This is a genomic window from Salmonella sp. SAL4457, from assembly GCF_046548235.1.
Classification (GTDB): Bacteria; Pseudomonadota; Gammaproteobacteria; order Enterobacterales; family Enterobacteriaceae; genus Salmonella; species Salmonella enterica.
This window is the reverse complement of sequence record NZ_JBGDZO010000548.1, coordinates 1-269: the sequence shown is the minus strand read 5'-3', so window position 1 is coordinate 269 and position 269 is coordinate 1. Positions and strand designations below refer to the sequence as shown.

The 269-nt window shown below is 65.8% G+C and carries 1 pseudogene; it reads left to right on the top strand.

The annotated features are described in order from the left end of the window. Positions 1-2: 2 nt before the first annotated feature. Positions 3-269, top strand: a pseudogene (locus ACLJNW_RS25415) (type IV pili twitching motility protein PilT); the annotation flags it as partial.

Below are 269 nucleotides of genomic sequence, written 5' to 3'. Positions count from 1 at the left end.
GCCTGATGGTGGAAAAGGGCGGCTCCGACCTGTTCATCACCGCCGGCGTACCGCCGTCGATGAAGGTCAACGGCCGGGTGATGCCGGTGACCAAGACGCCGCTGTCGCCGGAGCAGACCCGCGAGACCGTGCTAGGCGTGATGAACGAGCAGCAGCGCCGCGATTTCGCCGAGAACCATGAGTGCAACTTCGCCATCAGCGCCCGCGGCATCGGCCGCTTCCGGGTCAGTGCCTTCTACCAGCGCAACCTGGTGGGCATGGTATTGCGC